Raw genomic sequence first — 25,857 nt, forward strand, 5'->3', positions numbered from 1 at the left:
CCTTGTGGGGCATAAGGAAATGAACGTCATATTGTTTTCCGGGTATTTCTATTAGGCTCGGGCTTCACTTCGAGCGCGTCCTGATCTGCTGCTAACAGACCAGCGCGCTTTATATTTTGAACTAACGCGATCTTATCCGAAAACCGTTTCTCACTTTTCGGGATGCGCTTTATCAGAAACAGGCAAGGCGGGTTGAACACTATCGGGAATAGGATTCACAAAAACAGCGCCGTCGAGCTTTTTCTCATGATCTTTTTTGGCTCTCTCGATCTGTTCCGGATTGAGGAACAGTTCGATAGCCGTACTTCCCATAATCTTTGCCGCATGCGCCATGCCTTTGTGCGCCGCAGGCAATTTGCCCTGCGCCACCATTTGCCATGAATGAAGCGGCGTACCAATTGCACAGGTTGCACCACGCATCTGCACAGTCGGAACAACCCAGCTTACACTGCCCACATCCGTCGAGCCGACGAGTGAGTTATCGCCCTTATAAGGCGCATAGACGCCTTCGCAAAGCGTAAGTTCTGCCTTTGGCTCAACACCAAAACGGCGGAACGCATCGGAAATATCTTCTTTTGATAAAGTTGCCTGAAACTGTTGTGCAGTTTTGCGGTCCTGCTCATCAAAAACCGGCGGACCAAGGCGATCGAGCTCGCGCTGCATCAGCTGTTCCAGCGTTGGATTGCCAATAAGATTGGCGTCGCCGCTGACGATGTCGCTCTTGACCGAAGTTTCGGTCATCAGAGCCGCACCTTCCGCAATCTTCTTCACGCGTTCCAGCAGAATCTGCATTTGAGGCAAATCGAGCGCGCGGATCAGATAGCGCACGCTGGCTTTGGCCTGCACGACATTGGGGGCAAAACCACCCGTATCAGTGACAGCATAATGAATGCGCGCCGAAGACGGCATATGCTCGCGCATATAGTTGACGCCAACATTCATCAACTCGACTGCATCAAGCGCACTGCGTCCCAGATGCGGAGCGGAAGCTGCGTGGGCTGCACGACCCGTAAAGTTGAAATTGATCTCGTTGCAGGCCAGTGAAACCGGATCGTTTACGCCCGCAAAAGGCGCCGGGTGCCAGCAGAACGCAATATCGACATCATCGAACAGACCTTCGCGCACCATGAAACCCTTGGCCGACCCGCCTTCTTCAGCAGGACAGCCATAATAACGTACACGACCCTTGATACCATTGGCAGCAAGGTAATCCTTAACCGCACTTGCTGCCAGCAAGGAGCCTGAACCGAGCAGATTGTGACCGCAGCCGTGGCCATTACCGCCCGCTTCAATCGCCTGTTCCTCAGTAACACCGGCAATCTGGCTCAACCCCGGAAGCGCATCGAACTCACCCAGAATGGCGATGACCGGACCCTCGTCGCCCGCCTCACCCATCACAGCGGTCGGCAGACCAGCAATGCCGCGCTCGACGCGAAAACCTTCCGCCTGCAACATGGCTGCATGAGCGTCGCTGGACTTGTACTCTTCGTAATTCGTTTCCGGGTTGTCCCAAACCGTATCGCTCAGTTCGAAATAGGCGGCGCTTTTCGCGTCGACAATATCCCAGATGTCGTGGTGGTTCTTCAACTTGAGGTTCACGCTCTCGGCTCAGGTTTTAACATTTTGGACGGAAGAAGCAGATCAAGGACAATAGAGAAGCCCCTCATTCTGGCTTCCGCTTTTATCGGCTTTTATGGCTGAAACAATCCGATCTGACTGCTGCCACAGAAGCGAGCGCTCCTCCCGAGCTGTACCTAGAGGTACTCTAAACTTGTGGCAACAGATATAAGTGAAATTGCTCAAAACCCCCATCAAAATCGACATTATGGCCAGCAAGAATTGCCGGATTGATAAGCATTTACGAGGACACAGACAGGAAACCTCATGCAGACAGATTCCTGCCAGGTCCCAGCCAGAGGCCGCCCCGGTAAGAACCGGCACAGCCTCCGATGGGAGGGTGAGCGCTTTCGAGCTCAGCTTCATCCCTGTCTCGCGCGCAAAAGTTCAAACATTGAACTGGAAGCCATCAACCGTGAATGCTTGTCCCGTGATGAAACAAGGCTCGGAGGTCGCCAGAAAAGTCACCAGACGGGCAACATCGTCGGCACAACCAAGTCGTCCCAACGCAATACCCCTGATAACCTCATCCGCACGTTCGGTTACATTCGTATCGATCTCGGTACGAATGACGCCGGGGCAAATGGCATTCACTGCAATGTTTGGTCCCAGTTCCTTGGCAAGGGAACGAGTCATGCCAAGGATACCGGCCTTTGCTGCCGCATAAGCGAACTTGCTGACTGCAGCCGTCACACCGCCCGAATAGGCATTGAGCGACGACATCGAAACAATCCGGCCACCGCCCTGTTTCAGCATATGTGGTGCAGTATGCTGAATATAGTTGAAGCAGCTTTTCAGATTGATCGCGATGGCCCGGTCGAACTCATCTTCCGAAATATCAAGAATACCGACAGGTGCTGACCGCCCGGCATTGTTGAGAAGGAAATCGACGCGACCGAACGCATCTACAGTTTCGGCGACAACTTCGCCTGCCCGCTTATGACTTGAGACATCCGCAACACATCGCAGCGCACGCACGCCCAGAGCCTCAATCTCTGCTGCCGTGTCAGCGAGTTCCGCTTCCAGCAGATCGACCAGAGTCACATGATAACCAGCCCGCGCCAGATCAAGAGCACATGCCTTTCCGATGCCACGCGCGCCCCCCGTGACGATGGCAACCTTGTTTTCTGTATTCATTTCAAAACGTGCTCCTTTTGTGTTGCCATATGATGGTATGTCTGCCACATTATTCCACAACAGGAATTTGGTTCACATATATGAACATTGAAAATAACGGCGAAGTGAAATCCGCGGTTCGGATTCTCGAAATCCTAGAGTTCCTTGCACGTGCCCATAAACCGGTGACGCTGAAGGCAATCGTTGCGGAACTGGGTTACCCCAAGAGCAGCACCTTCAATCTGCTCGCCACACTGGTAGCCCGTGCCTATGTCGTTCGCGACGACACAGAATCCTATAAAATCCACGAGACTTTCAGGAACGGCCCCGGCTGGTGCAGCGGCAGCGACGCCTATCTGATTGCCACCGCGCAACCGATCATGGATGCCATGCGCGACAGTGAAGGGGAAACTGTGTTTCTCGGCACCCGCCGCAAGGATGGCCGGGTCAAGCTTCTGGCAAAAAGCGCCAGTCATCAGGTTGTGCGCTTTGATTCCGATCTCACTGGCTCAGACCCCGCCTATTGTACAGCGATGGGACGTATTCTCCTCGCACACTGGCAGCCGGAGAAGACTGCGAGCTATCTCGCAAAAGAGCGCATCATCCCTTTGACCGACAAGACTGTGATCGATCGTGTGCAAATCCGCCGTATCATCGATGCGGCCCGCGAAAACGGTTACGCGGTTTGCGACGAAGAAGCGGTTATCGGTGGCTCAGGCGTTGCCGCACCGGTCTTTGATGCCAGCGGTGAAGTCATTGCGACGCTCAATATGGCGACGATTTCATCGCGCTTTGCCGCCTGCCGTCAGCGCATGATCGACGCGGTGGTCAAACATGCCGCCGAATTGAGCGCACGCCTCGGACACAAACCATCCACAACAGACAAGCAGTAAAATGGATATTCATTTCAAAGAAAAAAGAGTCCTGGTCACCGGGGCCGCAAGGGGAATTGGCCGTGCAATATGCGAGGCATTTGCTGCCGATGGCGCACATGTGACGGCAACCGATGTTCTCGATGCTGAACTGGCAAGCCTTGCAAGCGAAGCGCGTCCTGCACGCGGCGGGTCGATCCGCGCGGTTCATCTTGATGTAACGGATGAGACAGCAATTGCGGAACTGGCCACAGAAGCCGAGACCGAAGGCGGTTTCGATGTGTTCGTCCACGTGGCTGGTGGTGTTCTGGGTCAGAAAAAGCGCCCACTTGAAGAGGTGCCGGCAGCAGACTGGGATCGCATCTATGACATCAATGTGCGCGGTGCATTTCTCGTTGCGCGCGCCATCGTTCCGGCCATGAAACGCCGTGGTGCTGGTAAAATGGTCTTCATTTCAAGCGGTGCCGGTCTGGGCGTAAGCCTCACCGGAATTCAGGCCTATGCCAGTGCCAAGGCGGCTCTCATCAGTCTCGCTCGCCAGCTTGGTCATGAGCTCGGCCCATTCGGCATCAATGTGAATGCCGTCGCGCCGGGCTTTCTGCGCACCAGCCCCGATTATGAGCGTCAGTGGGCGTCCTATGGAGAAGACGGCCAAGCCGCCATGCTCAATGAAATTCCGCTGCGCCGGATCGGACTGCCGGAAGATATCTCGAATGCCGTGCTGTTCCTCGCGTCCCCCTATGCAAGCTGGATCACAGGCCAGACCTTGTCGGTCAGTGGAGGACCAACAACATGACAACCGAAACACTTGTCCCAACATGGACATGGCCGGAAGAACGGCTGCAAACGATCATGAACCGGGCGCGCGCCGGACGCAGCCTGAAGCCATCTGCCTGGCCGGAAAGCGCCAAATGCGCGGTTGGACTGTCGTTTGATTCCGACCATGATACGTTTGAATTACGCGACGGCGGCCGCTCTATTTCGGCCCTTTCGCAAGGCCAGTTCGGACCAAGGCAAGGCATTCCACGCATTCGCGAGCTTCTGCGCCGCGACAACATTCCTGCAACGTTCTTTGTGCCAGCAGTTTCGGCGATCCATTATCCCGAAGAACAGCGCGCCCTAATCGATGAAGGACATGAGATTGCGCTCCACGGCTGGATTCATGAGCGCAATACTTTGCTCGACGGCGATACCGAGCGCGATCTTCAGCATCGTTCTGCCGATGTGCTGGAAAAAATTACCGGCGTGCGGCCTGTCGGCATCCGGACACCCTCATGGGACTTCAGCAACAACACGCTGCAAATCACAGCCGAGATGGGCCTGATTTATGACTCATCTCTTATGGCCGATGTCGACTGCTACGAGCTTCTGCTGAATGGCGAACCCTGCGGCGTAACCGAACTGCCTGTCGAATGGATTCGCGACGATGCCGCCTATCTGGTGATGGATCGTTGGGGTGGCCTGCGTCCGCAAATTGCGCCACACGATATTCTGCAGATCTTCATCCGCGAGTTTGATGCGGCCTATGAAGAGGGCGGAATTTTCCAGCTGACCATGCACCCTGACATTATCGGTCACCGCTCCCGCATCTGGATACTCAAAGAGCTGATTGGCCACATTCGTCAACACAAGGATATCTGGTTCGCAACTCATGCGGACATAGCGCGTTATGCAACGTTAAACGGCTGATAGGAATAGATTTTTCTTATCACGACATTGCACCTGGTTCGGGATTCGGGCCGGGTGTTTCTGCGTTGTCCCGGAGCATCGTTCCGCTGATAAAATCAGAATTAAATTCATATATGTGAACACTATTCTGCTTTTCATCACCCGACAGCAGGTCCACACTCATTGGTGAGACGGGTGCGAAAATGGTTCTCAGAAGAAGAACGCATCCCAATATCGATAAGGCATTTGAGCCAAAACTGCGGTGCGGTTTTGCGTGGGATGATGCGTAAAAACAAAGAGTGAGACGCGGTTCCAACTTTAGCGGGAACCACTCCAGGAACGAGGGAACTATGATCAAGAAAATAGCAGCTATCAGCCTTTGCACTTTGTCCGTTCTTTACAGCGGCAGCGTTCTCGCCAAGGAATGGAAATCCGTAACTGTCGGCGTTGAAGGGGCATTTCCGCCCTTCAATCTGACCACGTCCGGCGGCGAGCTTCAGGGACTGGATCTTGATGTCATCAAGGAAGTCTGCAAGCGTGCCGAACTTGAATGCAAGATCGTGGCGCAGGACTGGGATGGTCAGATCCCATCGCTTCTTGCTGGCAAATTCGATGTGGTGCTGACAATGGGCCCTAATCCCGAGCGCCGTAAGGTTATCGACTTCTCCGACCCTTATGTAATCACGCCCAATACATTCCTTGTGCCGACTGAAAGTCCGCTTGCCAATCTTCCGCATACGGGAGAGAGCCTCAACACCGATACCGAGGAAGGCAAAAAGGCCATCGCCGACATCAAGGAAGCCGTAAAAGGCATGACGCTCGGTGCATCGCTTTCAACCAGCCAGCTGCAATTTGTCGAGCAGAATTTTGGTGATGTCGCTCAGATTCGTTCTTACAAGGGCTCAGAACAGGTTAAACTCGACCTGCAATCCGGCCGTCTCGACGGTCAATATGACAATGTTGTCTTTGCGCGGGATCGTGCAGAGAAAAGCAATGGCGCGCTCAAGATTACCGGACCGCTTCTGGTCGGTGGCATTCAGGCGACGAATGTTTGTATTGGTCTGCGCAAGGATGAGCCGGAACTCAAAGCCAAGCTCAATAAGGCACTTGGCGAGATGCAGGCCGATGGGACGCTCTCGAAAATGTCTGAAAAATGGTTCTCGATTGATCTGAGCCCAAAGAGCTAAACCAGCCATAAGAACGAAACAAAAAGCGCGCCATTTTCACAGCGCGCTTTTTTAGATCAGAAATCCCAGTCTTCGTCTTCAGTCGCGACTGCCTTGCCGATGACATAAGAAGAGCCGGAGCCAGAGAAGAAGTCGTGGTTCTCGTCGGCATTCGGCGAAAGCGCCGAGAGGATCGCCGGGTTGACCTTGCAGGCTTCCGCCGGAAACAGAGCTTCGTAACCCAGATTCATCAATGCCTTGTTCGCATTGTAATGCAGGAACTTTTTCACGTCCTCGGTCAGACCGACGCCATCATATAGCGCTTCGGTATAGCGCACTTCATTGTCGTATAGCTCCAGCAGCAGATCAAAGGCAAAATCCTTGATTTCCTGCTTCTTGGCTTCATCAAGCTTCTCAAGTGCGCGCTGATATTTATAGCCGATATAATAACCATGAACGGCTTCATCGCGGATGATCAGGCGGATAAGGTCAGCCGTGTTGGTGAGCTTGGCGCGGCTCGACCAGTACATCGGCAGATAAAAGCCCGAATAAAACAGGAAGCTTTCCAGAAACACGCTGGCGATCTTCTTCTTGAGCGGATCTTCAGCGTTGTAATTCTCAAGGATCAGCTGTGACTTCCTTTGCAGGAATTCGTTTTCTTCCGACCAGCGATAGGCATCATCCACATCAGGCGTCAGGCACAGCGTCGAAAAGATCGACGAGTAAGACCGTGCATGGACCGCTTCCATGAAGGAAATGTTCGACAGAACAGCTTCTTCATGCGGGGTCACGGCGTCATCCATCAGCGTCACAGCGCCAACGGCGTTCTGGATGGTATCCAGAAGCGTCAGGCCCGTGAACACACGGATGGTGAGCTGTTTTTCTTCGGCCTTGAGCGTTTCCCACGACTGAATATCGTTGGACAGCGGCACTTTTTCAGGCAGCCAGAAATTGCCGGTCAGGCGGTTCCAGACTTCAAGGTCTTTGTCGTCTTCGATCCGGTTCCAGTTGATGGCGCGCACAACCGCCGGCTTTTTTGCATTGTTGTTTTTGAACTGCATGTTCATTTGTCTCTACCTTGGTTGGGATCGGCGTGAGATTCTGGCTGTGGAGTGCCGAAAATGGTGGGGTTCGAGAACCGGAGCGCAGTGTACATAAAGTACATGAGCACCGGCTCGCAGAACGACGCCATTTGCAGGCCGCCGGAGCCTGAATATCCGCGATCCTAAAGGGCGCAGGAAACGCAGCCTTCAACCTGCGTACCTTCAAGCGCCATCTGGCGCAGGCGGATGTAATAAATCGTCTTGATGCCCTTCTTCCAGGCGTAGATCTGCGCCTTGTTGATATCGCGTGTGGTGGCGGTATCACGGAAGAACAGCGTCAAGGACAGACCCTGATCGACATGCTGTGTTGCCGCTGCATAAGTGTCGATAATCTTTTCCGGGCCAATCTCATAGGCATCCTGATAATATTCGAGATTATCATTCGTCATGAAAGCAGCCGGGTAATAAACGCGGCCAATCTTGCCTTCTTTGCGAATTTCGATCTTGGAAACGATCGGATGGATCGAAGAGGTCGAGTGGTTGATATAGGAGATCGATCCTGTCGGCGGCACAGCCTGCAGGTTCTGGTTATAAAGTCCGCCTTCCATGACGGCCTTTTTCAGTTCCTGCCAGTCTTTCTGCGTCGGGATCGCAATACCGGCATTCTCGAAAATCTCGCGCACCTTGTCAGTTACAGGCTCCCAGACCTGATCGGTATATTTGTCGAAATATTCACCCGTCGCATATTTCGACTTCTCAAAGCCCTTGAACGAGCTGCCCTGTTCGACAGCAATGCGATTGGAGGCGCGCACCGCGTGATAGGCAACGGTGTAGAAGTAGATATTGGTGAAATCGACGCCCTCTTCCGAACCGTAGAAGATGCGTTCGCGAGCGAGATAGCCGTGCAGGTTCATCTGGCCGAGGCCGATAGCATGGCTTTCGTCATTGCCACGGGCAATCGAAGGAACCGAGCCGATATGGCTCATATCTGCAACGGCCGTCAGTGCACGGATCGAGGTTTCAATCGTCTTGCCAAAATCCGGGCTATCCATGGCTGCGGCAATATTGAGCGAACCGAGGTTGCAGGAAATATCCTTGCCGAGATGCTCATAAGACAGATCATCATTGAAGATGCTGGCTTCGCTCACCTGAAGAATTTCCGAGCAGAGATTGCTCATGGTGATGCGGCCATCAATCGGATTGGCGCGGTTCACCGTGTCTTCAAACATGATGTAAGGATAGCCGGACTCAAACTGGATTTCTGCCAGCACCTGGAAGAAGTCACGCGCGTTGATCTTCTTCTTGCGGATACGACCGTCATCCACCATTTCGCGGTATTTTTCGGTGATTGAAATCTCGGTCATCGGCACGCCATAGACGCGCTCAACGTCATAAGGCGAGAAGAGGTACATATCCTCGTCGTTCTTGGCGAGTTCGAACGTGATGTCCGGGATCACAACGCCAAGCGACAGCGTCTTGATGCGGATTTTTTCGTCCGCATTTTCGCGCTTGGTATCGAGGAAGCGCATAATATCCGGGTGATGGGCGTGCAAATAAACTGCGCCCGCGCCCTGACGCGCACCAAGCTGGTTGGCGTAGGAGAATGAATCTTCCAAAAGCTTCATCACCGGAATGATGCCGGAAGACTGGTTCTGGATCTGCTTGATCGGCGCGCCGGATTCACGAATATTGGTCAGGCTGAGCGCCACACCGCCGCCGCGCTTTGAAAGCTGGAGTGCGGAATTAATCGAGCGACCAATCGACTCCATATTGTCTTCAACGCGCAGAAGAAAACACGAGACCAGTTCGCCGCGCTGCTTTTTGCCAGCATTGAGGAAGGTCGGCGTTGCCGGCTGATAACGGCCCGAAATAATCTCATCGACCATTTCGCGTGCGTGCTGTTCGTTACCGCGTGCAAGTGCCAACGCCACCATGCAGACGCGATCTTCGTAGCGCTCGAGATAGCGCTTACCGTCAAACGTCTTTAACGTATAGCTGGTGTAATATTTGAACGCGCCGAGGAAGGTCGGGAAGCGGAACTTCTTGTCATAGGCATGATCGAAAAGATCACGCACGAAATTGAAGGAATACTGATCCAGCACTTCCCTCTCGTAATAGCCTTCATCGACCAGATAGCCGAGCTTTTCACGCAGATTGTGAAAGAACACCGTGTTCTGATTAACGTGCTGCAGGAAATATTGCTGTGCCGCCTGTCGGTCGCGATGCAGTTGAATCTTGCCGTCATCGTCATAGAGATTCAGCATGGCGTTCAACGCATGATAATCCAGCGAGGTCTCCGTCGGCTTCTGCGACTTGCTGCCAGATGCAGCACCCGATGCTGGGGGTGACTCGTGCTTTTCCGAAGCGGCGACCGTCTCGCGCTCACGGGTCAGGGTTGTGTCTGCCGTGTCCAAAATCGTTCCATCCCGTCTTTAACATTGCCAATGTCTTCATCGGTTCCCAGAAGCTCAAAGCGATAGAGATAGGGAACCTGACATTTTTCCGAAATTATTTTGCCTGCAAGGCCAAAGCCTTCGCCGAAATTGCTGTTTCCAGCGGCAATAACGCCGCGAATGAGGGATCGGTTATCCGCATCATTGAGAAAGCGGATGACCGGTTTGGGAACAGCGCCTTTTGCACCTCCGCCGCCATAGGTTGGAGTCACGAGCACAAAAGGCTCGTTGACCCGTAACAGGCCAGCATCGTCTTGATGACTTTCCAGCGGAATGCGCTTTGAACGCATGCCAAGACGCATCACAAAGCGATGCGTGTTCTCGGAACGGCTGGAAAAATAGACGATCTGGCCCATAGCAAACCCTGACAGCGATTGGGCTTAAGCGAGCGAGCTGATCATATCCGGACGGAAACCGGCCCAGTGGGATTCACCAGCAACAACGACCGGCACCTGACGGTATCCGAGACCCTGAACGAGATCGTAAGCATCGGCATCGGCGGAAATGTCGATGACATCATATTCAATGCCCTGACGATCAAGTGCGCGGGTGGTGGCGGTGCACTGGACGCAGGCAGGCTTGCTATAGACGGTGACGTTCATTTTTTCCTCACTGGGGATAAGGGTTTTTCAGCAACAATCCGAAGCCGCATTGCACCGGATCATGGTTAAAAACTGAGATTTTACTGACTGCGCTTTACTGGAATGAACACGCAAAAAAACATACACGCATTGCGAAATGCGTGTGACAAACACAAAACTGAGAGGCAAAACGCTCTTTGAGAGCGTGTGTCCTGTAAACTAGCCCGTACCGGGCGGACCGGAGCTGTTTGGTCTTGAATTAATCGACATGCTTGTCACCCCGAAGCTTTATGAGAGGGATATACGGGGGCGGCAAAAGACGCAGCAGTACCCTGCCAACATTCCATCACACGCCAACCGGACACCCCGCCCGTGGACGTTCACGTTCAAGGCAGGTCTCCTGGCTCACAGCTCATCGCTCGCATCCGTCTTCCCGGCCTATGCCAGTGACATCTGGATTGAGCTCGCCGTTTACAGTTGCGGGGGCAGCTACGGCTTAACAACATTCATCATAAATGCCACGCACCGTATTCCCATCTTCGCTTTTGATCCACACGAATCGCAAGCACCTTGAACACAAGATATAGTATCTGAAGTTAAAAAGTCGTCAACGGATAGACGGTTCAAAAAAACTTAATCTGGCTTTTACCCCGCGCAACCTGTGAATAGCAGGGATATGTAGCCGACTTATTCCACAGGCCCTATCGGCTTGGGTTGGAACTCGGGCTTTATGGCCTTCAATGCCATGCGATCCACCAGATGTGGTGCCAATAGTTTCAACCAGCGCCCCAAACGCATCTGACGTGTCATCAATACCTCACGTTTGCGCCTAGTGATTCCATCCAGCAGCAGCTCCACTGCCTGCTGCACAGACATCATATCGTCTTCGCGAACGCCGCTCATCCCGAGAGCGCCCCCACTGGCTCCATATCCAGTCTTGCGAATGTCGGTTTTGACGACGCCCGGATAAACAATCGTCACCGAAATACCGCTTGGCTCAAGCTCCGATCGTAGCGCTTCACAAAACCCTGAAAGCGCAAATTTGGTGCCGCTATAGGCGGTGCGTCCCGGCACGCCAATCAGTCCGGCAACAGATGAAACCGCAACAATGCGGCCCTTGGTTTTGGCCAAGTGGGGAAGTGCTGCATGGATCGGCCAGACGCTGCCCCAATAATTGAGCTCCATCAGATCATGCATCCAATGCAAATCTTCCGGCTTGATTTCAGCAAAATTGGCATGGGCCGACATGCCCGCATTGGCGATCAGCGTATCAATCCGACCAAAAGCAGAAACCGCCTTCTCAATGAGAGTAAGGCAGGCATTGCGATCCGTAACATCGGTCGGAACGATCAGAACTTTACTGCCTGACGGCTCTATTTCAGCAGCAAGCGTTCGCAATTTTTCAACGTTACGTGCCGCCAGAACCAGCGCTGCCTTGTTACCGTCACGCATGCTTATCTGGCGTGCAGTTTCAGCACCTATGCCATCGGATGCGCCTGTGATGATCGTAACTTCCATGAAGCCCTCCCTTGCTCGCACGAATGGTCATGTTTCCGAGCTTACAATTCACTTCGTCGGGCCGTCCAGTACCGAGAACTTGCTCGTGGGCATGCCAAGCCTTCACAAAGCCGTGTGAGATGACGGACAAAGAGTTTAACGAAATCAACGGCCTACTGAACGACATCGTCTGGACATCAATTGAATCGATTAAAATCCTATATCTTCGTCGAAGGGATAAATTGACAGCCGGGCTTCATATCCTGTATCGCTTCATTAAATCCTGAACATTGTTCAATATATTGAACAATTAAGAAGAGATCCTCCCAAGCATCTCTTCAGACGACCGATGCACCGGCTGCATCGGAAAACTGTCGGTCTGGCTTTCCTTTACCCGAAAGCCGGACCGCTTGAAACCCAGCGCCTTTGTGCCGGTGAGGAATGAGAGACCTCGGCTCTGGGGAAATTTGAATAAGGGTGGAAATATGACTGTAGGGATCAAGCCATTTTCGTTCGACACGGTCGGCTCGATGCTCGTCGAGTGGGGGGCTGCAAAGCGTCTCGGCGAAATTCTGGGCGAGCGGTTCTCCGAACGCAAAATCCTCATTGTGACCGACAAGGGCCTGCACAAGGCTGGCGTGCTCAACGAAGCCCTTGCTTCGCTTGAGAAGGCAGGCTTCAGCATCAGCATTTTTGATGCCGTCGTTGCTGACCCGCCGGAATCGGTTCTGTTCGAATGTGTCGATCTGGCCAAGGCCGCTGGTTGCGATATCGTGCTGGGTCTCGGCGGCGGTTCGTCGATGGATATTGCAAAGCTTGCTGCGGTGCTTATCGTATCAGAGCAGGAACTGTCCGAGCTTTATGGTATTGGCAAAGTGCAGGGCACGCGCCTGCCGCTGATCCAGATCCCGACCACTGCTGGCACCGGATCGGAAGTGACGAACATCACGATCCTGACCACCGGCGAAACCACCAAAATGGGTGTCGTCTCCCGCCAGCTTTATGCAGATTTCGTCATTCTGGATGCAGAGCTGACCTGCGGCCTGCCAGCACTTCACACGGCTGCCACCGGCATTGACGCCATGGTTCACGCGATTGAGGCTTATACCAGCCGCATCAAGAAAAACCCGCTTTCCGACGCTTTTGCGCGTGAAGCGCTGAAGCTCTTGTCGACCAATCTGGTTGCAGCCTGCGAAAACGGCAAAGATCGTCATGCCCGCGAAGCCATGCTGCTTGGCGCGAACTATGCCGGTCAGGCTTTCTCGAACTCGCCGGTTGGCGCTGTTCACGCTTTGGCTTACCCACTCGGCGGTCACTATCATGTGCCGCATGGCCTTTCCAACGCATTGATGCTCGGACCCGTCCTGCGCTTCAACATGGCGGGTGCGGCTGAACTCTACGCAGAACTCGCAGACCTGCTGCTCGGCAAGTCGGAAGGCACCACAGAACAACGTTCAGCAGCTTTCGTCGATTATATGGAAGATCTGATGAACCGCTCCGGCGCACCGCGCCGTCTGCGCGACGTCGATGTCACCGAAGAAAGCCTCGAAATGTTGGCACGCGATGCAATGCTTCAGACACGTCTTCTGGGTAACAACCCTGTCGATGTGACGGAAGCTGACGCGCTGGCGCTTTATCGCGAAGCATTCTGAACCAATAGCCAAAACTTCTAAAAGCAGAACCCCGGAGGGGCTGGCTTTAATCGCCGCTCTTCCGGAGCCCTGTTTCGTCCTTTCGGAGTAAAATCTTGAGCACTGAACGCATCGACGGCCAGGAGCAGCCATATTGGCCTGCCGGACCGTTCAAAATCCGTCTTCCTTTCGTTCATTACAAATTCGAGTGGCCTGATTACTGTCAGGGCCTTCTGATGTGTGCCGTCGATCTTTCAGCGATCCCGCTGATGACCGAGCTGCTGGGCATGCCATTTGAAGTTGCCCTTGCCGTCGTCATTTTGAACGGCCTTTTCTATCTCGCCCATCATCTTCTGGGCGATCCTGTTGTCCCAGGCTGGATCACACCCGCCATCCCGCTTCTTATGGCCTATTGCGCGACGTTCCCGGAAGGACCGGAGCGTGTGCATGCGCTCGTTGCATTTCAAATGATGCTCGGAATATTCTCGATCTTCATCGGGGCGACCGGCCTCGCCCACCGCGTTGTGCAATTGATACCCTCTGCAATCAAAGCCGGGGTCATTGTTGGCGCAGGCTTTGCCGCTGTGATCGCCGTATTCAATGTCGGGGGTCGTTTCGATAGTTTTCCCTTCACGATCAGCATCGCGGTCGGTCTTGGTTTCTACGTGATTTTCTCGCGTCACTTCGCCCGCATCAAAAACAGCAATCCTGTTCTGGCGACTATCGGCAAGCTGGGCATCTTCCCCATCATCCTTCTGGCGGTCGTCATCGCACCTTTGTTCGGCGAGGCACCATGGCCAAAGATTGAATGGTCTTTCACAAGCCCGGATTTCGGCACCCTATGGCGCGAATATACGATCTTCGGTCTCGGCATGCCGCCGCTATCGATGTTCCTGACAGCCATACCAACCATGTTAGCTGCATATATCGTGCTCTTCGGCGACGTTTTGCAGAGCCGTGCCATCCTTCAGGAAGCTGACGAGGCACGCCCCGACGAGAAGATCGACTATAGCCCCGATCGCGCTCATCTGATTTTCGGTGGACGCAATGCCGCGATGAGTGTGCTTGGACCAGATGTCTGCATGTGTGGACCGCTGTGGTCAGCCATGCATGTTGTGATCGTCGAGCGTTTTTCACAGGGCAAGAAGGCGATGCATTCGCTTTATGGCGGCGCTGGTTCCTTCCGTTGGGGCACCAATACCGGCCTGCTTTTGATGCCTATTGTTACGCTTGTACAGCCGATCCTCGGCGTAGCGCTGGCACTGACCTTGCTTATCCAGGGCTATGTATCAGTCCGCGTCGGTATTCTGGAAGCGCGCTCGCAACGTGATCTTGGTATTGCCGGTATCGTTGGTGCTGTTCTGGCCACACGAGGAGCAACCTGGGCATTTGCAACCGGCGTTATCCTCTGCTTGCTGATTTACGGTCGTGATTTCTTCCGTGGTGAAGTCGACAGCACATTTACCAAAGACAAGCAGTCGCAGTAATCTCGCCAAAAAGTCTCCCGGAAAGCCACCGGGAGACTCTCACTCCGAACAAGTTACCCCGAGGCCGATTTGCCTCTTCAAGAAGATTCCTATAGATTTCAGCCGCAGTCCGGCAATCGCATTTCTTCTCCCAACGTCTATTGCCGCGCGCTGCGTGTCAATTCGGAGTAAAAATTGCGTAGTGAACAATCTATTCTTAAAGTATCCATAGCAGTTACTATTTTTGTTGCGGGCTTTGGCGTCGTATTCGGCCTTTTGTCTGGCTCATTTTCTATTGTTTTTGACGGTGTTTACATGTTTGCCGACGCTGCCATGAGCGGGCTTGCACTTGTTGTTGCCCGGCTGATTGCACTGTCTGCACTACCAGAGCCTCCAAGCGGAAAATTGCGTGATCGGTTCACCATGGGTTTCTGGCATCTTGAACCGATGGTTCTGGGCCTCAATGGCATCATGCTGACCGGCGTTGCGGTCTATGCGCTTATCAATGCCATCGGCAGTCTGATGCATGGCGGCCGTGATCTCGAATTCAGTTACGCGATCTTCTATGCCGTCGTTGCTCTTGTTGCCTGCCTCGGCATGGCCTGGTTTGAGACGCGTGCCAACCGCAAGCTCAAATCCGACTTCATTGCGCTGGACGCCAAAGCCTGGATCATGTCAGGCGGCATTACCGCAGCACTGCTCCTCGCCTTCCTGATAGGCTACGCCATTCAGGGAACCCAGTTCCATTGGATAACGCCGTATATCGATCCTGCTGTGCTGGCCCTCATCTGTATCGCCATCATTCCAATGCCGATTGGGACGATTAAGCAGGCGCTGGCGGATATGCTGCTCGTAACACCTCTGGATCTCAAGCAACATGTGGATCAGGTCGCAAAAGAGGTCGTGGAGCGCAACGGCTTCAAGTCTTTTCGTGCCTATGTCGCCAAGGTCGGACGTGGCAAGCAGATAGAACTCTACTTCATCGTCCCACCCGATCAGCCCGCAAGAAAGCTCGAAGAATGGGATGCTTTGCGTGACGAAATCGGCGATGCGCTTGGCGGCGAAGGCCCTGATCGTTGGTTGACGATTGCCTTCACGACCGATGTCGAGTGGGCCGTTTAGAGGCCCATTCGGTAAATCTTACCGCATTTCCAGCGAAGACTGAATCGTTGGAAATGCTCTAGCTCAAATGCTTTATTCTGCACGCTGACGCCGTTTCGTCATCAGCATGGGTGCATATTCGAGAACATACAGCCCGAAAGCCAGCATCCATAAGAGTGCCGACGCCGCCAGGAACGTGTGGAAGAAATTCGGCATCATTTCCGCAAAAGGACGAAGCAGAGCTGACAGGATCAGACAGAGATAGGCAATCTGGGTCAGGGGCGAAGCCACCAGTTCACGACCCGTATGACCACGGGTTGCGCGGGTCATCACCGCCAGCATCATGCAGCCGATGACACCCACCGTCATGACATGCAGCGCTGAAAATGGATTGAGCTGTTCAAGTGCTGCCAGCGCTATGGCGACAAAACCCACAGGCACAAAGAGATAGGCAATGTGCAGGATGAGCACGAGCTTGTCTCTCGCCACGCTCCATCCACGCCAGCGATAAAGCCGCACAAAATGCAGAACCGCCGCGATGATTGCAATGACGGCTGTCAATGAATGTTCAGGCGCAGCAATCCAGCTCACGCATGCAATGGCACCGACCAGAATGGCGAGACCGTCATAGCGATTAAACGGCACCGGAAAGCGCTTTTCACCCATGCGATTAAGCCAGTTGCGCGTGAAGCTCGGAATAATCCGCCCGCCGATCAGCATCACCAACAAGACATAAGCGCTGACACCGGCGCGATTGGCAGCGGCGATATCGCCGTTGGTAATCGCCAGATAGTGAAAACAAAAATTGGCCAGCATGACAATGGTGACACCAATCAGGACCTTGAGGTTCTTCCACTGATGACCGGCGATGATTTCGCGTGAGGCGATAAACAGAAGCAAAGGCAGAAAGAGACTTTCGATACCGATTGCAACATAGAGACCAACAAGATCAGGAACCAGAAAAACCAGCCGTCCGGCAAGCCAGACACTGAAAAGCAAAGCAAGCGGCGTTCCTGAAACCGGCAGACGGCCAGTCCAGTTGGGGACGGCAGTCAGAAGAAATCCGGCGAGAATTGCCGATGAGAAGCCAAATACCATCTCATGCGCGTGCCAGTTGAGCGCCCCATAAGCGCCGCCAACCGACAGGCCGAATGTGAGAGAGAGTATCCAGAGCAGCATGGCCATAACGGCCCATATTGCGCCACCAAGAAAGAATGGGCGAAATCCATAGCTGAAGATTGCCGGGCCGGTCTTTTTGTAGCCGCGAGCAATCGCGCCACGGCGTTCGGGAGATGTTGCTGTGGGGGCTGGTTGGGCGGTTGAAGCTGTGGGGGTGGCCAGCAGGCCTTCCTTTATTGTCATGACGTCCTCATCACGGGACCGCAGCCAGAGCGCAATTTATTCTGATCAAGTATATCTGCGCTCTAGCAGTAGGGGGATTTATGCAGCACCGCTGCTTATTTGAAACCCATTATTTCGCGCTGGCAATTGCCTTTTCGAGACGCATCTGAACGGGCTTTGGCTTTTTGGCGGCAACGATTCCTTCAAGATTGGCCGGATTGTCACCGACAACGATCAGAGCGACCATGCCCATAGCGTAGTGCGGCGTGCATTTGACCAAATACGCGCCAGGTTCAGTGACGGACAGAACGTAGCTCTCGTTGATTTTGCTTTTGAAGGCTTCGGCACCCTCGGGGATCATGCCCTTAATCGACTCGACATTGTGTCCCTTGTCGACTGGAACGAAGGTAATCGTGTCACCGGGATTGGCTTTGATATAGGCAGGCTCAAAAACCATCGCACCTTCGGCACCCTTATTGAGCATGTGAACCTCAATATTCTCGGCCAAAGCGGGAGCGGCCATTGCAAAGCAAAGTCCGAATGCTGCGAACGGGATAGCAAACTTACGCATCTAATTTCATCTCCATGGGCCGGTTTCTGCAGCATCACAATGGTGCCCGAAGAACCGTGCTGATGAAGATTTAGACCGTCTCTCTCTCAATCTCTTTGATTGGGATCAAACACATTCAAGATAGTTGATTAAGACAGTCAGATATCACGATGAACCTGACGGTTGGACGGCTCCCGATCACGAAATGAAACCGATTTGCTTTGGCTTACGAAGCACTGCTTCAGCGACCGCTCAAATTGCACATCAAAATGAGCGTGACTCGCACGCAACACCACGCGTGAAATCCGGATTCCACACAAATTCGTCGTTCTCATTAGCACAATGATTTCAGCTCCTTGCGATGTGTTTCAAAACACGCCTGCAAATGTGATCGCCATTTGTGTTGACTATTAACACTTCGTTAACCACAGTTTGTTGCAATCTGTTACAAAGCGTTACAATCGTGGTGACAGGCGTATCAATACGAGGTGCATATTGAAAACAACACGGCAGATAAATCAGCAGTCCTTACAGCCAAGGAACAGCTCTGCCGTGTCTCAGATGACGTCTTTCTGGGGCCTCATGCGCGCCTACTGGGTATCCGAGCGCTGGAAGGAAGCTTGGGGCCTCACGATTGCAATCTTCATCTTCACGGCCTTTATCAGCAAGACCACTGTTTGGGTGGCCGAAGCTTCTGGCTTGCTGATGAACTCAATCGTCAATGTCAAAAGTGCACCCGTTCAAAATCCGCTGATAGCGATTGCCATGAATGCCGGCATTTTGATCCTGCTGATGCTGGCCAAGGATGTGATGCTGGTTGGCTTTAGGCACCTCTTGTCCACGACATTGCATCGCAAATGGCGCAAGTGGCTTAACGACAGCTTCTCCAGCGCTCTGCTTGATAGCAATCACACCCATTTCCATCTGCAGCAAGGGAAAGGCGCAAACCTTCCCGACAATGTCGACCAGCGCTTGCAGGAATCCATCAAAGGCATGACAGGCGGGGCCATTGGCCTTGTGATGGGCGTTGTCGGCGTGGTGCTTTCCGCATTTTTTGTCGGGCAGAAGCTGCTCGAAATCTCCACCGAAGTAACCGGGCTGGAATTCCTCGGCTCCTATGGCGGTGCCATTCTCGCCTTCACAGCAATCATTATTTATGTACCGATTGGCACACTGATCGCGATCAAGATCGGCCGTCAGCTTGAACGCCTCAACCTCGGCATGCAGAAAGCGGAAGGTTCCTATCGTGGCGAGTGGACGACACTTCTACGTCGCAGCTTCCAGATTTCTGCTTCTGAAGGCGAAGCTGTGCAGCATTCCGTCAACAAGCGTCTTTACAAGGACGTTGACGGCACCTGGAACAAGCTTAACCGCTTCGATGCTGCCTATCTCGCCTTCTCACAGGCCTATGGTTTCATGTCGAACCGCATCATCGCTTATATTCCGGGCCTCGTGCCCTATATGAGCGGCGCTGTCAGCTTCCGCAATTATGTGACTGGCGCTGAGCTTGTCGCCGCCATGATCAATGACTGCTCGTGGTTCATTCAGGTCATGCCAGCAATTGCCAATCTGCGCGCCAATGCCGGTCGCGTTACAGGTCTTGCTCAGGCAATCGAAAATGTTCAGGAACCGAGCGAGTTTTACGCAAGTTCTGGCGTCAACCGCTTCACCTTTTCCAAGCAGCACCCTCGCTTCGGACTTTCTGTTCGTAACCTCACCCTGATGCAGGGTCCCGACAGTGAAGCACCGTTCCTGCGCTCCGGTGTGATCAATATCCGTAGTGGCGACTGGGTTTATATGCGCGGTGAATCCGGTTCGGGTAAAACCTCGTTCATCAAAGCACTCAACGGACTTTGGGCTTATGGCACTGGCGATATCATCTATCCGCAGAAGGCCAAATCAATCTACGCACCGCAGGAAGCCAAGTTTCCGTCCGTGTCGCTCAAACAGCTTGTCTGCCTCCCGGATGACGCGAACGACTTCAACGATCTGTCTATCGCTGTGGTTCTCCATGAAGCAGGACTCGGCGAATTTATCGAACGCATGAACGATCCAGATGCCGACGGTTCCCCATGGGACATGGTGCTTTCAGGCGGACAGAAGCAGAAGCTGGTGCTGGCGCGCATCCTGCTGCACAAGCCTGCAATCATCTATCTTGATGAAGCTACAGGCGCGCTTGACCCTGCATCAAAACTGCGTTTTCACACCGCACTCAAGACACGTTGCCCCGACGCCATCGTCATCAGCATCATGCATGAAGAAAAGCTGCCGACACTGGAAAACGGCGAAAACGTCTATTCACATGTTCTTGAAATCCGCAATGGCTATGTCTCGCTGCGTCCAACCCATTTCACGATCGACGCGGGCGTTGCCATGGTTGCCGCTGAATAGCGGTCAGCAGAAGATTTGAGCAAACAAAGCTAAAAACGATCCGCCTTTGAGAAGCGGATTTCTTGTTCAGCCAAATAAGCCGGGTCATCATGGTGGGATGGATTACACAAGCTATGTTTATATCGCGATAGCCTTGCTTCCCTTCATTGTCTGGGGATCGATCATTGTTGCCCTGTCCAGTGAAAGCCAAGCCAGACGACAAAACCGGTCCGGAGCCTATAAAGGTCCCGAACGAGAACCTGCAACGGAAATCGCTATCATTCCTTATGGGCTGATTTTTCCACTTTATTACAGCTATCCATCAGACAAGCACAACTTCGGCTAGAGTAGTTGAGTCATAACTGTAACCACCATGCGAGCGATTACAGGCTTGGCTGGTGTGGCGGTTCTGACTAAGGTCGAGCACAAACAAACTGAAAAAGTGAGAATGTGCTTGAACAGAATATTGCTGGAAGTCTGTGTCGATGATGCGGAAGGTTTGGTCGCCGCAATCGAAGGCGGCGCTGATCGTATCGAACTCTGCTCGGCACTTGCCATTGGCGGACTGACGCCATCCATCGGCCTCATGCAGCTCTCCGCAAAAGCCCTCATCCCGATCATGGTGATGATACGACCACGCGCGGGAAGCTTCATTTGGACCGAAGATGAATTGGAGATCATGGAAGCCGAGATTGCGGCAGCACGCACCCTTGGTCTCGCTGGTGTGGTGATCGGTGCCAATCTGCCCGATGGCAGGCTCGACCAATCTGCACTCCAACGACTGATCAAAGCAGCGGATGGCCTTGATATCGCACTACACCGCTCAATCGATCTGACACCAGATGTAGTAGAAGCCGTTGAGATTGCCAAACAGCTTGGCATCAACCGCATTCTCTCATCTGGTGGTGCACAAAAAGCCGTATCCGGTCTGGAAAGATTGGCGACGATGCAGAAAGCAGCCGGAGACGAGATCGTCATCATGCCGGGCTCGGGCGTCAATATCGACACGCTACCCACAATCCTTGCGGCCCTGCCAGATATCACCGAAATCCACGCGTCATGCAGTGCGCCACTAACTGCCGATCAGACATTGTTGCATTTCGGCTTCGCCGCTTCCGGCGCCACCCGAACAGCAGCAGGCAAAGTCGCAGAACTACGCGCAGCACTTCAGCTCAGCTAATAAGATTTGTGTTAAAATAAATATTTGACACACAATATTTGTGTTGAAGTAAAAAACGCTTTCAAATAAAAACTGGCGCCGAAGCATGTCGCCCAAAACTGGGAACACGTTTTGGGAAGGGTTATGAGTTGCAACCGACCGAAGATCTCTATCAGACTGTGCAGGCTGCGGCACCGGAGCTCACTCCGAAGCTGCGTGGCATATGCCAGTTGATCGAAACGGATCCGGTCGGCTTTATCCGCTCCACAGCGCGCGAGTTGTGCAACCAGCTCGGCACGTCGGAGCCGACCCTTATCCGTTTCTGTCAGCGCTTTGGCTATGCCGGTCTTGCCGATTTTCGTATCGATCTCGCTTTGTCGCTTGCCCAAAAGCCTGCCCTCACACCATTTGGTGTTGAATCCAATCCGGTTGATCGGCGCGCCGTTAACTTCAGCGCCAAGGATACAATCGGGCGCAAGGCGGTTCACCTGCTTGAAGGCGATACGTCTGTACTTTTTGACAATGGTTCCAGCGCTGAACGTCTTGCAGCTCATCTTGGCAATCTCGCGCCGCTTGTCATCATGACCCGCAGTCTCGATGTCGCGCAAACTGTGCTCAGCCACAAGCAGCATCAGGTGATGCTGACCGGCGGCAACATTCGTCGCGAAACCATGTCTGTGACCGGACGACTGGTTGATACGGCCCTTTCCGAGATGCGCTTCGACACCTTCGTCATGGGTGCCGACAGCGTCGATCCGGAAACCGGCATCAGCACATTTCTCGAAGACGAGGCCCATCAGAACCGCGCAATGATTGAGGCTTCGGGCCGCGTTATTGTGCTGGCCGACAAGACCAAATTCAGCAAACCACGACTGCATCGTATTTGCGCTATGGATCGGATTTCAGCAATCGTGACCGATCTTGAACCGAACCATGAAATAGCCAACCGCATCCGCGAACGTGGCGTGCGTGTCATCAGTACTCAAGAGGACGGCGTTAATGACTAAGCTGGAAACGAGCCACACCTGGCAGGAAATTCATGCGCAGCCGGGTATCTGGCAGGCATGGGCAGAGCCACTTGCCGCACAGTCGGCTGAAATCCGTGAATGGATCGCCGCCAAGGGCATCAAACATATCGTGTTCAGTGGTGCAGGCACATCGGCCTTCATCGGTCAGGCCTTGGCCTCGACAAAGACTGGCGCAATTTCACTGGCAGCTATTGCGACAACCGATATCGTTTCCAATCCGTCTGAAACGCTTTCCGACGATGCAGAACTCCTCGTCGTGCAGTTTGGCCGCAGCGGCAACAGCTCGGAAACCATCGCAACGCTTGACCTTCTGGATGAGCATTTCCCCAAAGTCCACCGCCTCAACATCACCTGCAACGGTGAAAGCGCATTGGCTGTCCGTCCGGCAAAAGGTCCGGGCGAGCAGCGTGTCATCGTGTTGCCTGAAGCAACCCATGATCGTGCCTTTGCTATGACTTCAAGCTACACGACGATGCTTCTGTCAGCGCTCGCTTGCATTGACGACACGGCTGATGTGAGCACGAAACTTGGCCAACTTTCTGCTGCGGCTGCAAAGGCAATCGCCCAGCTTGACGCGACCCCCGCACCGCATCCTGAACGGGCCATTTTCCTTGGTTCCGGCGCACTGACCGGGGTTGCGCGCGAAAGCGCTCTCAAGGTTCTGGAGCTAACCGCAGGTCAGGTCATGACCAATTGGGACAGCACGCTTGGCTTCCGTCACGGCCCGAAGGCTTCAGTCGTTGGCAACACTCGCGTCGTGGTTTTCATCCATCCGGATCAGCACACCGCACGCTACGATCTCGATATCGCGCATGAAATCGCGCAGCAGTTCCCGCTTGCAACAGTTACGACTGTCGGCGGTGAAGGCTGTGATCTCGCGCTTGCGCTAACTGGTGCCAATCATCGGGGTGACAGCCGTTGGGATGCTGTGCTTTATGTGCTTTTGGCGCAAATCTGGTCTGCCCGCTGGTCCGCGGAACTCGATCTCAACATCGACAATCCATTTATCGATCAAGGCAACCTGACACGTGTCGTTTCCGGGGTTAAGATTTACCCCTTTAAAGCATGAAGCATGAGGTCAGCATGATCTGCGGCGCCATTGATCTGGGCGGCACCAAAATTGAGGGCCGCCTGTTCGACGCGAATATGGAAACCGTTCGGACGCGACGGATTCCGACACCTATCGGCGATTTTGAAGCCTTTATCGATGGGCTTTCGACGCAGATTGAATGGCTGATCGAAACTGCAGACAATCCGAAACTGCCTGTTGGTATAAGCCTGCCCGGCTGGATCGATCCAGCCACCGGCCACGGCTTTGCCTCCAATATTCCAATCACCGGGCGTGATGTGGGTGCAGCACTCCTGGCGCGCTTCGGACGCAGCTTTCCGCTGATGAACGACTGTATGGCTTTCGCTTATTCGGAAGTTCACGGCGGCGCAGGCGAAGGCGGCGACGTTGTGATTGGTCTCATTGTCGGCACCGGCATGGGTGCTGGCCTCGTGATTAATGGCGATATTCCGCCGCGCTATAATGGCCTGGCACTGGAAATCGGCCATACGGGCATGCCAGCACGTATTTTAAGCCAGCAGAACTTGCCCTTGATCCCTTGCGGTTGTGGCAAGACGGGCTGCATGGAGCGCTATGTTTCCGGCACAGGTCTTGCCGATATTGCAAAGATCAAACTTGGCGAGACAATTTCCAATCAGGAACTGACACTGCGTGCATCCAACGGTGACGCTGCGGCAGAACAGGTTCTCGATGACTGGGCCGAATTGATGGCGGAATCGCTTCTGACCATGCAGATGGTTGTCGACCCCGATTGCATTGTGCTTGGTGGCGGTCTTTCCAACATGGATGGCGTTGCCGAACGCGTATCGAAAGCATTCGAAAAGCAAAAGCTTGGTCCAACCCGCATACCCGCCATCAGGACTGCACGTTTCGGCGACAGTTCGGGTGCACGCGGCGTTGCCCTTTACGCACTCAAGCATTCAGGAGCAAGCCAATGACCCGTCTTGTCGCCCCCGACTATGTATTCCTGAACGGGCAGCTTCAGACTGGTCTCGTGGCCGAGGTCGGCAATGCGGCTATCCACCGCCTGCGTCCGCGCAAATCGAATGAAACTCCAGACCTCACCCCACATATCCTGATGCCTGCCTGTATTGATCTGCAGGTCAATGGTGCGGGCGGCGTCATGCTGAATTCAGACACCAGCGCAAAGAGTATTGGGCATATCATTTCGACACTGCGCAAACGCGGCACTGGCTGGGTGCTTCCGACGCTGATCACCTGCGAGCCGGAACGTATCATTCAGGCGGCTCACGCGGCAGTGGAATGCAAAGGAATGGATGGCTTCTTCGGCCTGCATATCGAAGGGCCGCATCTCAACCCTGTCCGCAAGGGCACGCATCGCGTCGAATTTATCCGTCCGATGGATGCATCCACGCTTGAAGCGTTGAAAATTCTGCGCAAGGCCGATGTGCCGGTGATGCTCACGCTTGCGCCCGAAATGGTGCCAAGCAATACGATCCGCCAGATCGTCGATATGGGTGTCGTCGTTTCGGCAGGCCATACCAATGGCACGACCGCTGAGGCAAAAGCAGGGCTTGACGCTGGCATCAGCTGCTTTACCCATCTCTACAATGCCATGCCGCCAATGACTTCGCGTGAACCCGGAGTGGTCGGCACAGCAATTGGCAGCGATGCTTTCGTCGGCATCATTGTCGACGGGCATCATGTAGCCTGGGAAATGGTCGGTATCGCATGGCGCGCACGGCCAAAGCGTGACCACATGTTCCTTGTATCTGACGCCATGTCCACAATTGGGGGACCGGATCATTTCGAGCTTTACGGCGAACAAATCGAAGTGCGTGACGGCGCACTCGTCAATGCCGCCGGTTCTCTTGCAGGTGCACATATCGATATGGTTGGCTGTCTTGCCAATCTGGTTCAACAGGTCGGCGTGCCACTTGAAGAGGCCATCCGCGCGGCATGCATCGTGCCTGCCGATGTGATGGGCAGAGCTGCACCGAACCTTGCTCCCGGAATGCCCCTGCCAGAGGTTCTCGCTCTCGATAAGGATTTGCGGCGCATTTCTCTCTGAAGTTAAAGCAACGTGAGTTCGGGCTTCACTATGAGTGCGCGCAATTGTGGCGCGTCGCTGGCCATTGGTGAATTGGCCGGATTATTGATCGCGCCTT

The 25,857-nt window shown here is 53.8% G+C and carries 22 protein-coding genes and 1 riboswitch; of the genes, 13 read left to right on the top strand and 9 right to left on the bottom strand.

Translation table 11 applies throughout. The features are described from left to right. Positions 1-150 precede the first annotated feature (150 nt). Complete coding sequence (locus CEV33_RS05230; RefSeq protein WP_094539433.1) at positions 151-1,599, bottom strand: M20 family metallopeptidase; 1,449 nt, start codon at positions 1,597-1,599, stop codon at positions 151-153. 405 nt (positions 1,600-2,004) lie between these two features. Then, entirely contained in the window at positions 2,005-2,754 is a 750-nt protein-coding gene (locus CEV33_RS05235) for an SDR family NAD(P)-dependent oxidoreductase (RefSeq protein ID WP_094539434.1), read from the bottom strand. 80 nt (positions 2,755-2,834) lie between these two features. Here CEV33_RS05235 and CEV33_RS05240 point away from each other — a divergent pair, with 80 nt between their 5' ends. From CEV33_RS05240 to CEV33_RS05255, 4 genes are all read left to right on the top strand, one after another. Beyond that, positions 2,835-3,626, top strand: coding sequence for an IclR family transcriptional regulator (locus CEV33_RS05240; RefSeq protein WP_094539549.1), 792 nt, complete (start codon positions 2,835-2,837; stop codon positions 3,624-3,626). A gap of 1 nt (position 3,627) precedes the next feature. After that, positions 3,628-4,401, top strand: coding sequence for an SDR family NAD(P)-dependent oxidoreductase (locus CEV33_RS05245; protein ID WP_094539435.1), 774 nt, complete (start codon positions 3,628-3,630; stop codon positions 4,399-4,401). Further along, complete coding sequence (locus CEV33_RS05250; protein WP_094539436.1) at positions 4,398-5,294, top strand: polysaccharide deacetylase family protein; 897 nt, start codon at positions 4,398-4,400, stop codon at positions 5,292-5,294. The genes CEV33_RS05245 and CEV33_RS05250 overlap by 4 nt, the downstream gene beginning before the upstream one ends. Before the next feature lie 329 nt (positions 5,295-5,623). Further along, positions 5,624-6,460 (top strand): transporter substrate-binding domain-containing protein, encoded by an 837-nt coding sequence (locus tag CEV33_RS05255; protein WP_094539437.1) that lies wholly within the window; start codon positions 5,624-5,626, stop codon positions 6,458-6,460. A gap of 56 nt (positions 6,461-6,516) precedes the next feature. Here the strand turns inward: CEV33_RS05255 and nrdF are convergent, their stop codons facing one another. From nrdF to CEV33_RS05280, 5 genes are all read right to left on the bottom strand, one after another. Next, entirely contained in the window at positions 6,517-7,506 is a 990-nt protein-coding gene (gene nrdF, locus CEV33_RS05260) for a class 1b ribonucleoside-diphosphate reductase subunit beta (protein WP_094539438.1), read from the bottom strand. A gap of 158 nt (positions 7,507-7,664) precedes the next feature. Continuing rightward, entirely contained in the window at positions 7,665-9,896 is a 2,232-nt protein-coding gene (nrdE, locus tag CEV33_RS05265) for a class 1b ribonucleoside-diphosphate reductase subunit alpha (protein WP_094539439.1), read from the bottom strand. Further along, entirely contained in the window at positions 9,872-10,291 is a 420-nt protein-coding gene (gene nrdI, locus CEV33_RS05270; RefSeq protein ID WP_094539440.1) for a class Ib ribonucleoside-diphosphate reductase assembly flavoprotein NrdI, read from the bottom strand. Before nrdI ends, nrdE begins: the two co-directional genes overlap by 25 nt. Positions 10,292-10,315: 24 nt before the next feature. Further along, on the bottom strand, positions 10,316-10,537 hold the full coding sequence (gene nrdH / locus CEV33_RS05275; protein ID WP_094539441.1) for a glutaredoxin-like protein NrdH: 222 nt from the start codon (positions 10,535-10,537) through the stop codon (positions 10,316-10,318). Between the two features lie 352 nt (positions 10,538-10,889). After that, positions 10,890-11,104, bottom strand: a riboswitch (cobalamin riboswitch). 99 nt (positions 11,105-11,203) lie between these two features. Further along, the gene (locus CEV33_RS05280; protein WP_094539442.1) at positions 11,204-12,034 is read right to left on the bottom strand and encodes an SDR family oxidoreductase; all 831 of its coding nucleotides are present in this window, start codon (positions 12,032-12,034) and stop codon (positions 11,204-11,206) included. 464 nt (positions 12,035-12,498) lie between these two features. On the opposite strand from CEV33_RS05280, the gene CEV33_RS05285 reads away from it, so the two are divergent. From CEV33_RS05285 to CEV33_RS05295, 3 genes are all read left to right on the top strand, one after another. Further along, positions 12,499-13,665, top strand: coding sequence for an iron-containing alcohol dehydrogenase (locus CEV33_RS05285; RefSeq protein ID WP_094539443.1), 1,167 nt, complete (start codon positions 12,499-12,501; stop codon positions 13,663-13,665). Positions 13,666-13,760: 95 nt separating this feature from the next. Beyond that, positions 13,761-15,131 carry a hypothetical protein gene (locus CEV33_RS05290; protein ID WP_094539444.1) on the top strand — a complete coding sequence of 457 codons (1,371 nt, stop codon included), beginning with the start codon at positions 13,761-13,763 and terminating at the stop codon, positions 15,129-15,131. Between the two features lie 174 nt (positions 15,132-15,305). Then, complete coding sequence (locus CEV33_RS05295; protein ID WP_094539445.1) at positions 15,306-16,232, top strand: cation diffusion facilitator family transporter; 927 nt, start codon at positions 15,306-15,308, stop codon at positions 16,230-16,232. Between the two features lie 72 nt (positions 16,233-16,304). Here CEV33_RS05295 and CEV33_RS05300 read toward each other — a convergent pair whose 3' ends face one another. Both CEV33_RS05300 and CEV33_RS05305 read right to left on the bottom strand, forming a co-directional pair. Further along, a complete protein-coding gene (locus tag CEV33_RS05300) occupies positions 16,305-17,573 on the bottom strand; it encodes an NnrS family protein (protein ID WP_094539446.1) in 1,269 nt (422 codons plus the stop codon). Positions 17,574-17,682: 109 nt separating this feature from the next. After that, a complete protein-coding gene (locus tag CEV33_RS05305) occupies positions 17,683-18,123 on the bottom strand; it encodes a pseudoazurin (RefSeq protein ID WP_094539447.1) in 441 nt (146 codons plus the stop codon). A gap of 531 nt (positions 18,124-18,654) precedes the next feature. On the opposite strand from CEV33_RS05305, the gene CEV33_RS05310 reads away from it, so the two are divergent. From CEV33_RS05310 to nagA, 6 genes are all read left to right on the top strand, one after another. Further along, positions 18,655-20,493, top strand: a complete 1,839-nt coding sequence (locus tag CEV33_RS05310; RefSeq protein WP_094539448.1) for an ABC transporter ATP-binding protein/permease — start codon at positions 18,655-18,657, stop codon at positions 20,491-20,493. Between the two features lie 433 nt (positions 20,494-20,926). After that, a complete protein-coding gene (locus CEV33_RS05320) occupies positions 20,927-21,652 on the top strand; it encodes a copper homeostasis protein CutC (protein ID WP_094539550.1) in 726 nt (241 codons plus the stop codon). Positions 21,653-21,780: 128 nt separating this feature from the next. Beyond that, positions 21,781-22,638, top strand: a complete 858-nt coding sequence (locus tag CEV33_RS05325) for a DeoR/GlpR family DNA-binding transcription regulator (protein WP_094539450.1) — start codon at positions 21,781-21,783, stop codon at positions 22,636-22,638. Further along, positions 22,631-23,728: an SIS domain-containing protein gene (locus CEV33_RS05330; RefSeq protein WP_094539451.1), complete on the top strand. Its 1,098-nt coding sequence runs from the start codon at positions 22,631-22,633 to the stop codon at positions 23,726-23,728. The genes CEV33_RS05325 and CEV33_RS05330 overlap by 8 nt, the downstream gene beginning before the upstream one ends. Positions 23,729-23,742: 14 nt before the next feature. Further along, complete coding sequence (locus CEV33_RS05335) at positions 23,743-24,666, top strand: ROK family protein (protein ID WP_235818368.1); 924 nt, start codon at positions 23,743-23,745, stop codon at positions 24,664-24,666. After that, on the top strand, positions 24,663-25,760 hold the full coding sequence (nagA, locus tag CEV33_RS05340) for an N-acetylglucosamine-6-phosphate deacetylase (protein ID WP_094539453.1): 1,098 nt from the start codon (positions 24,663-24,665) through the stop codon (positions 25,758-25,760). Before CEV33_RS05335 ends, nagA begins: the two co-directional genes overlap by 4 nt. Positions 25,761-25,857 lie beyond the last annotated feature (97 nt).

Source organism: Brucella grignonensis (assembly GCF_002252505.1).
Classification (GTDB): Bacteria; Pseudomonadota; Alphaproteobacteria; order Rhizobiales; family Rhizobiaceae; genus Brucella; species Brucella grignonensis.

Excerpts from the sequence above, each read along its gene's own strand:
- nrdF (WP_094539438.1), bottom strand. The coding sequence starts at position 7,506 with ATGAACATGCAGTTCAAAAACAACAATGCAAAAAAGCCGGCGGTTGTG.
- CEV33_RS05235 (WP_094539434.1), bottom strand. The coding sequence starts at position 2,754 with ATGAATACAGAAAACAAGGTTGCCATCGTCACGGGGGGCGCGCGTGGC.
- CEV33_RS05240 (WP_094539549.1), top strand. The coding sequence starts at position 2,835 with ATGAACATTGAAAATAACGGCGAAGTGAAATCCGCGGTTCGGATTCTC.
- CEV33_RS05255 (WP_094539437.1), top strand. The coding sequence starts at position 5,624 with ATGATCAAGAAAATAGCAGCTATCAGCCTTTGCACTTTGTCCGTTCTT.
- CEV33_RS05305 (WP_094539447.1), bottom strand. The coding sequence starts at position 18,123 with ATGCGTAAGTTTGCTATCCCGTTCGCAGCATTCGGACTTTGCTTTGCA.
- CEV33_RS05300 (WP_094539446.1), bottom strand. The coding sequence starts at position 17,573 with ATGACAATAAAGGAAGGCCTGCTGGCCACCCCCACAGCTTCAACCGCC.
- CEV33_RS05335 (WP_235818368.1), top strand. The coding sequence starts at position 23,743 with ATGATCTGCGGCGCCATTGATCTGGGCGGCACCAAAATTGAGGGCCGC.
- CEV33_RS05250 (WP_094539436.1), top strand. The coding sequence starts at position 4,398 with ATGACAACCGAAACACTTGTCCCAACATGGACATGGCCGGAAGAACGG.
- CEV33_RS05330 (WP_094539451.1), top strand. The coding sequence starts at position 22,631 with ATGACTAAGCTGGAAACGAGCCACACCTGGCAGGAAATTCATGCGCAG.
- nrdI (WP_094539440.1), bottom strand. The coding sequence starts at position 10,291 with ATGGGCCAGATCGTCTATTTTTCCAGCCGTTCCGAGAACACGCATCGC.
- nagA (WP_094539453.1), top strand. The coding sequence starts at position 24,663 with ATGACCCGTCTTGTCGCCCCCGACTATGTATTCCTGAACGGGCAGCTT.
- CEV33_RS05285 (WP_094539443.1), top strand. The coding sequence starts at position 12,499 with ATGACTGTAGGGATCAAGCCATTTTCGTTCGACACGGTCGGCTCGATG.
- nrdH (WP_094539441.1), bottom strand. The coding sequence starts at position 10,537 with ATGAACGTCACCGTCTATAGCAAGCCTGCCTGCGTCCAGTGCACCGCC.
- CEV33_RS05280 (WP_094539442.1), bottom strand. The coding sequence starts at position 12,034 with ATGGAAGTTACGATCATCACAGGCGCATCCGATGGCATAGGTGCTGAA.
- CEV33_RS05245 (WP_094539435.1), top strand. The coding sequence starts at position 3,628 with ATGGATATTCATTTCAAAGAAAAAAGAGTCCTGGTCACCGGGGCCGCA.